This is a genomic window from uncultured Tateyamaria sp. (genome assembly GCF_947503045.1).
Taxonomy (GTDB): domain Bacteria; phylum Pseudomonadota; class Alphaproteobacteria; order Rhodobacterales; family Rhodobacteraceae; genus Tateyamaria.
The window spans coordinates 34,873-41,419 of the sequence record NZ_CANNCF010000011.1 but is presented as its reverse complement, the minus strand read 5'-3'; the positions used below and the strand labels follow the sequence as shown (position 1 = coordinate 41,419).

Here is a 6,547-nt window from a genome sequence, read left to right as displayed (position 1 = left end):
GGAAAAGCCCCGTCGCATTCGAAAGAAAAGTGGCTTAAACGAGCACTTGGGGCGGCACGAAAGCGCGACAGGTCCAGACCCCCGAACTGTCTGCAGAGACAGCAGCCAAGGGCGGAAGCGAAGCGACCCGCCGAGGCGATGTCGAGATAGAGCCGATGGTGCGTTCCGAAACCGTGTTGCAATGATCTATAAGCCGGAGGTTGCGCCCTATCGCTGGCTCATAATCGGCACTCTCATCTGCGCTCTGTGTGCGGCAATGGTGTATTGGTATTTCTTTCAAAACACCGCCTATCGCACAGCTGATGGGGCATTGATCCCGATCAAGTGGGACTATGTTAACGCCTGCCTGCATCCCTTCGACCAAGCCTATTGCGGACAGATCAAAGCGGCCATGTCGCCGGACTCGGAGCGACAATTCTATCTCGGCACAACAACCTTTGCGGCCTTCGTGGTGATGGCTGTCGGCTGTTTCGGCTATCTGGTTTGGGAATGGGGTTTGCGGGTCAAACCACTCATCATCAAAGCCGGACTGACCATCGCCGGTCCAAAAGAACTGGTCGCTGCGTCCAATAAGGAGATCAAACGCGACGCGAAGGGCCTGCATTGGTTTGGCGATTTTTTCGTCAGCCGTTTGCGCGAAGTGAACCACTTTCTGGTCTTCGGCGCGATTGGCGGTGGGAAGACACAGACGATCCTACCTTTGCTCCGTTCGGTCATGGAACGCGGCGACAAAGTCGTCGTGTTCGATTTCAAAGGCGATTACACCCGCATGGCTTTCTCAAAGCCCACGGGCACGAAAGAGCCGCAAGCACCACTACTGCTTGCGCCTCATGATGACCGCTCGGTGATATGGGACATCGCCAACGATCTCATCGTCGAAGAGGATGCGATCGAGGTGGCAAACCGGATCATCCCCGAGACCAAGGACCGCTTTTTCTCGGACTCATCTCGCACCGTTCTAGCGCTCTGCATCATCACACTGATGAAAACCAAGCCGCAGAAGTGGACATGGTGGGAGTTGATGGAGACCACGCAACTGCCGCTCGAACAGCTGCAAACCTTTGCCAAAAAATACCACCGCGATGCGATGATCTATCTCAACGCGGACTACCGTCAGGTGTCCGCAACCATCTCGACCATGGCCGCAGGCCTCGGTGCGGTGCGCATGCTTGCCTATGGATGGCGGGCGAGCGAAGGCAAGCGCCAGACCTTCTCCCTGCGCAAGTGGCTGCTCGATGAGGAGACGAAGGATCGAACGCTCGTTCTGCAACGCTCGGGAAGATTTCAGGATCAATCCGAAGGATGGATATCAGCGTTCCTGACGGTGATGTCTTCCAACGTGTCGGATGTTTCCTTCGGCGACAGCACAGACCGCAGGGTCTGGCTGTTCGTCGATGAGTTCGCGCAATTGCCCAAAGTCCATCGCTTCGAAGCGATGCTGGAAACGGGACGCTCCAAAGGCCTTGCTGTTGTGCTGGGCATTCAGGGTGTGGAGCAGCTGGTCGCCAAATACTCGCAGCAGGTCGCAGACCAGATCGAGTCTTTGATCGGCACGAAGGTGATCGCCAAGATCAATGTCGGGCAGACCGCACGGCGGCTCGAAGAACAGTTCGGCAACACGATCATGATCACCCACCGACGGGACACCGATGGCGGTGGTCGGCTCAAATGGATGCGTGAGGAGAAGCGCGAACCGGTCGTGCATCGCACAGACTTCCAGACAGAGCTTGGACCGCTTCTGCACAAGAAGGGTGTTTATGTGCTGGTCAGCGGGATTGGCAACCACATCTACCGCGTGCTGGTGCCCTACTCGAAATCCGTCGACATGCGCGCGGCTGAAAAGCCGGCGTCATGGACGATGAAGCTGCGTGAGACTTTCGAGGATGAGGCGGAAGTCGCCAGGCAGAATGATATCACCGCACAAGAAGAGATGCGGTTTGGTGAGCGCGATCGTGACGATCCGGGCTATGGCCTGTCGCGCGATTAGAGTGGTACCGGCTGTACTCATAAATGTCAGCTTGCGCTGCCAACACCTAGAACTTGAACACGGCCTTTCGCTCATTGGCGGGTTTGATGATGTCGCCCTGCGCATTCAAACGGATGGCCACTTTCGGATCGACGGAGTAGAGCCCGTTGCGGTTCTGTCTCTTGAGCAATCCGGCATCCGCAAAGCGTGATCTCCAACGTTGGATCGTCACCGTTGTTGTTGAGAGGCGCTCGGCACTGTCATCCATGCGGCCGATAAAGCCGGTCTCCTGAATGTCCTGACAAATGTCAGCCAGCACGCGGCAGGCAATGTTCTCTTTGGCCTTGTTGTAGTGCTCTTTGACCTGTCGGAAGAGATCTATATTCACGCCCAAATGGTCCGGAGTCAGGTCTTTGATTTGTGGTGGTCCTTCGAAGAACTTCACATTTTTGGCTTCAAATAGTGTCTCTTCGTCACTCACAGTACACCCGTGCATCTGACATGTCCCAACCCCTGTTTCCCCTATGTGTCTCCCTTTTTGCCCATCAAGCGTGGTGACATCGGTGGAATCATTAACGGAATTGAATGTCGTTGTCATCTCGAAGTGCCTTCAACATCAATGTCACCTGGGGTTAGAAATCGGCCCCGATGGTGGGAGGATCCACCGGGGCCGACTGCTCGATTAGGCTGCCTGCTGGTTGCTGGCGGCTTGGGGTTCGCGAGCGGACCAGAGCATCAGGTGGGTGACGTTGTCATCACCGATCTCGTCGAGCGCGATGACGTTGGCGTAGATCGCCATGGCGCCGAGCTCGGGTGCGGCCATTTTCACCGACAGGTAGTCGTTGCCGGTGGTTTCGGAGGTCTTCTTCCAGGCCGCACCGATTTCGTAGGTGCCATTGGCGAAGACGCGGTAGTCGGGCTGATCGCTGTGGGCCTTAGCGTTGGGGACGATCGTGATCTTGGAGCGAACGGCCATTGTGGCGAGTGTGCCGGTGAAGATGTCTTTTTCGTTCTTGGTGAGAGATGCGAGTTTGTTGCTCATGCTATTTTCCTCTTAAGTTGTCAGGAACCATTTCCTGATGACACTGGACCAGCATGGGTGAAGCCGAGAAAACGCACCGAGAAAAACCGAGTGGTGCGGCTCGCAGCCGGGCAAGCGCAGCGCAGAACGGCGAGAACTCGGTCGGGCTTTTCGACATTGCGTTTTGGAGCGCCCATGCCCAGTGGCGGTCAATCAGGAACTGGTCCCTGACGGCCGATTTGTGTGAGGAAATCTTTTGAGCAATTTGCAACTCCCCCAAAAACAGAACGAAAACGTCAGGCACACCCCTTGCCCTATGGCCTACCCGCACGGCATCCCGGCCCCGGACAAGGGCCCATAGCGATCAGACCTGCATCATATGCGCCCTATGGCATCCAATCGGGCTGTCGCCGGAGACATCTGTTCCACCGGTCATGATCGATCGTGCGAAAATGGCATCTTCGAGCTGGCACAGGTCATCAACTCAAGTGATTGCGCGTCGCCGTCGGTGACATGTCTCTGTCCACCGCTCTGGCCTGGCGTCGAAGTCTGGCTGCGACCGGAAGGCTCTGATGCCGGGATCTGCTCCGGATTTCCCCGCGACCGGGGTCGCTTCATGACCTGCTCAGTGGTCGGTGGGGCCGTCGATATGTTTGTGCAAAAGATCGAAGCGCGTGATGATGAGATCCACCGCGCGCCGTTTGGCATCAGCATCGTCGGTGAACGTGGTGGTACGCACATAGCCTTCAAAATGAACCAGGTCGCCCGGGGCAAGCTGATCTGTAAGCTCAGCCCGCAAGCGGTCTTTGAAGCAGATGATGGTGTTCCAGACGGGCCGCGCCGGGGATCTGGTGTCGCTTCTGTAGCCATCCAGCTCATGATAGACAGTGATGACGAGCGCTTTCTTATAAGGTTTGATGGTGCCGATGCGCACGATGGCGTCCCATGTAAACGAGCCGCTCAAGCGTCCTGCTCCAGGAAATGTGCTTCAGAACACTCAATCATGATCCACACCATGGCGGCGGCCCGCGCCGCGGGAAAGGTTCTGCCAATCCGGCGGCGAGCATGGCCGGGCCGATCTCACCGCCTGTCACCCAGAGGCGCGCAAGCGCACGACCGTAGCGGTCTTCGCCGTTGAATTCAATTTTGCGCAGTCCGGTATTGAGCAACTTCGTGAGGTATCGGGTGGCTTGGGCAGCAATCTGTCGCTCAGCGGCGCAGCGTCCTTCGACTTCGGGCGTATCGATCCCGATGAGACGTATCTTGGTGCCTTGATACCAGAGTGTGTCGCCATCGACGACGCATGTGACGCGGCGCTCATCCGGCTGGCAGGTCCGCCATGTTAGATCTTGCGCGAACAGCTGGTTTGGTAAGACAGCGCCAAGGGAAATCGCAGCGGCGAGCGCCGTATATTTCAGGCGTCCCCGCGGCATTCCGGGCGAAACTCATGCAGGTGTTGAAAGTCGAGAAACATACCATTCAGATGGTAGGCTCCAAACATGTCAGAAGTGTCGCCGTAATAGCTGTTGAGAGAGGCCACATATTCTTCAACCCGCGCTCGGTAGTCCGGATCTTTGACGGTGTAAGGAAACAGTTCTGCACCTGCGATCCGGCAGTTCTGGACTGCAATGATGTGCCAGCCATTGTCACGGATGTCGAAATTGTCGATCTCCGTCTGGGTCAGTCTGTTGGTACAAAGGGGTTGGCAAAGGTCTTTGTTGACGGGCAATGCAGCGCGGGCATGTTTGCTGACCACAAGTTGCCGGCTTCTCAATCGGTTGGCAATCATCAGGACCAGGTCGTCATGGCGCTCATCATCCAGTGCCTGCATCAAGCTTTCTTTGAAGGTATCGTCGAACTGTTTCAAATCACTGCTCCTTCTACAAAACCGCCTATTTCGTAATATATAACGATATTCGTCTATGCTATGTATTACGCGACTTGGAAGCCGCCCGTTCCATCACAACGTGTATATCCATGTTACATACAAGCAAGCACAGCTGAGTTCGACTTGCTGTAAAGGTCTCAGATTTGCTGCAGCGCGGCAGAAAGGAAACAGGTTTTTGTCTTCACGTGGCAATTGAGCAAGTTCGTGCCGAATGCAATTAAGAGCAAATCACGCACTCAAATGGTGTCAAAGATATGACCCCTGCCCTCGAGGCAGGCAAACAGCTCACGCTCGAGGTAGAGGCGGAACAGCTCGTCAGAGAGGGTGATCTTGTTACGGATCAGATAATCGGCCAGCAGAGTGAACGCCCGTTGGGCATCGCCGCGATCCAGAGCGCGCACGATCGCATCGCGTTCGTCGGGATTTGTGAATGTCGATTGCGTCAATAGTTCGCCTCCTCAGTTCGAGGCCGCAACCCAAAGCCGGGTGTTAGAAACCTTCTGTAACAAAGGCGCGCCGCTTTTGGGCGCGAGCGCCTTGGACATGGCAGCGCCACCCGGCCCGTAAGCCGTTTGGGGCTGTTACAGAGAGGTTTCTAAGCCTCACCCTCCGTGTGCGGAGCGCGTCTGTGTTATGCTAGGTTCGCGCAGTATTTGCAATGAAAACACTAAAAGATGATGCGTTTGATAATCTGCACGCGCAGGTCACTCGCCAAGAACATATCGTTATGTCTATCGGTATGGATTTCGACATTTAACGATTTGCGTTAGTATCCTGTGATGCGGAAGCGATCGTCACCGGAGGGCGAAGACCGCAAAACGGGCTTCGGGAGCGTGAGCTCCTAGAGCGCGGCCGGCACGGCGCGCCAAAGCACGCGCATATCAGAAACCTAGTCTTGAGAGTGGGCAGTAAATCCACTTCAATCGAACTTGATAAGCTTGTTATTTAATTGCCGGAAGTGGCGATTTCTGCCTATATCGATGCCGTTTGCGTGATAGAGCGGCTTCTTTTCGAAAGGCATGTACTGAGATGCCGTCAATCAACAGAACTACTAAACCACCGACCGGCTGGCGCCGGTGGGATTAGCGATGTGTTGTTCGAGGTACTGAAGTACGATGTCTTCGGTGATGGCACCGTTGGTCGTTGAGAAGTACCCTCGGCTCCAAAACCGTCTTCCCCAGTAGCGGCGCTTCAACTGCGGGAACTCCCGCTGCACCTTGTGGGATGATCTGCCTTTCATGAGCCGCATCAGGTCGCTGATCGCCAACTTCGGTGGGACCGACACGAACATGTGGACATGATCGGACGACAGAACGACCCGGATGATGTCCACGCCCTGCTCGTGGCAGACCTGACGGCAAATGTCGCGCACCCGTAACCTTATGTCCCCAGTCAACACCTTGTAGCGATACTTCGTCGACCAGACGAGGTCGTAGCGATGATAGAAAACGCAGTGGCTGCCGGTGGAATAGTGCATGTCCTTACCCTCTGGAAAATGAGCTTTCGACCCGGCTGCGGCTCATTTTCCAGAGGGTAAGGACATATGCTCTTTGTTTCACGCTAAAGCGGGACCGACTGGAAGTCGGTGGGTTTACTCCAAAGAGTGGATACTAAACAGTTACTTTTCTAACATAGGGGCATCTCCAACCGACCAAAACGGATGGAATGGATG

9 protein-coding genes are annotated in these 6,547 nt (G+C 55.6%); 2 read left to right on the top strand and 7 right to left on the bottom strand.

What is annotated here, in order from left to right:
* Nucleotides 1-310: 310 nt before the first annotated feature.
* Nucleotides 311-1,987: a type IV secretion system DNA-binding domain-containing protein gene (locus Q1A89_RS22625; protein ID WP_299733873.1), complete on the top strand. Its 1,677-nt coding sequence runs from the start codon at nucleotides 311-313 to the stop codon at nucleotides 1,985-1,987.
* A 46-nt stretch (nucleotides 1,988-2,033) separates the two neighbouring features.
* On the opposite strand, the gene Q1A89_RS22620 is transcribed toward Q1A89_RS22625, so the two are convergent.
* Together Q1A89_RS22620 and Q1A89_RS22615 are read right to left on the bottom strand one after the other, a co-directional pair.
* Nucleotides 2,034-2,564 carry a hypothetical protein gene (locus tag Q1A89_RS22620; protein WP_299506123.1) on the bottom strand — a complete coding sequence of 177 codons (531 nt, stop codon included), beginning with the start codon at nucleotides 2,562-2,564 and terminating at the stop codon, nucleotides 2,034-2,036.
* An 84-nt stretch (nucleotides 2,565-2,648) separates the two neighbouring features.
* Nucleotides 2,649-3,008: a DUF736 domain-containing protein gene (locus Q1A89_RS22615; RefSeq protein ID WP_299506120.1), complete on the bottom strand. Its 360-nt coding sequence runs from the start codon at nucleotides 3,006-3,008 to the stop codon at nucleotides 2,649-2,651.
* A gap of 53 nt (nucleotides 3,009-3,061) precedes the next feature.
* Here Q1A89_RS22615 and Q1A89_RS22610 point away from each other — a divergent pair, with 53 nt between their 5' ends.
* The gene (locus tag Q1A89_RS22610; protein ID WP_299733871.1) at nucleotides 3,062-3,247 is read left to right on the top strand and encodes a hypothetical protein; all 186 of its coding nucleotides are present in this window, start codon (nucleotides 3,062-3,064) and stop codon (nucleotides 3,245-3,247) included.
* A 365-nt stretch (nucleotides 3,248-3,612) separates the two neighbouring features.
* Here Q1A89_RS22610 and Q1A89_RS22605 read toward each other — a convergent pair whose 3' ends face one another.
* From Q1A89_RS22605 to tnpA, 5 genes are all read right to left on the bottom strand, one after another.
* Nucleotides 3,613-3,951: a single-stranded DNA-binding protein gene (locus tag Q1A89_RS22605; protein ID WP_299733869.1), complete on the bottom strand. Its 339-nt coding sequence runs from the start codon at nucleotides 3,949-3,951 to the stop codon at nucleotides 3,613-3,615.
* Between the two features lie 37 nt (nucleotides 3,952-3,988).
* A complete protein-coding gene (locus Q1A89_RS22600) occupies nucleotides 3,989-4,420 on the bottom strand; it encodes a thermonuclease family protein (RefSeq protein WP_299506114.1) in 432 nt (143 codons plus the stop codon).
* The gene (locus Q1A89_RS22595) at nucleotides 4,402-4,854 is read right to left on the bottom strand and encodes a hypothetical protein (RefSeq protein ID WP_299506111.1); all 453 of its coding nucleotides are present in this window, start codon (nucleotides 4,852-4,854) and stop codon (nucleotides 4,402-4,404) included. Before Q1A89_RS22595 ends, Q1A89_RS22600 begins: the two co-directional genes overlap by 19 nt.
* Before the next feature lie 257 nt (nucleotides 4,855-5,111).
* Complete coding sequence (locus Q1A89_RS22590) at nucleotides 5,112-5,321, bottom strand: hypothetical protein (protein ID WP_299506107.1); 210 nt, start codon at nucleotides 5,319-5,321, stop codon at nucleotides 5,112-5,114.
* Nucleotides 5,322-5,926: 605 nt separating this feature from the next.
* Nucleotides 5,927-6,352 (bottom strand): IS200/IS605 family transposase, encoded by a 426-nt coding sequence (gene tnpA / locus Q1A89_RS22585; RefSeq protein WP_299506105.1) that lies wholly within the window; start codon nucleotides 6,350-6,352, stop codon nucleotides 5,927-5,929.
* Nucleotides 6,353-6,547: the final 195 nt, after the last annotated feature.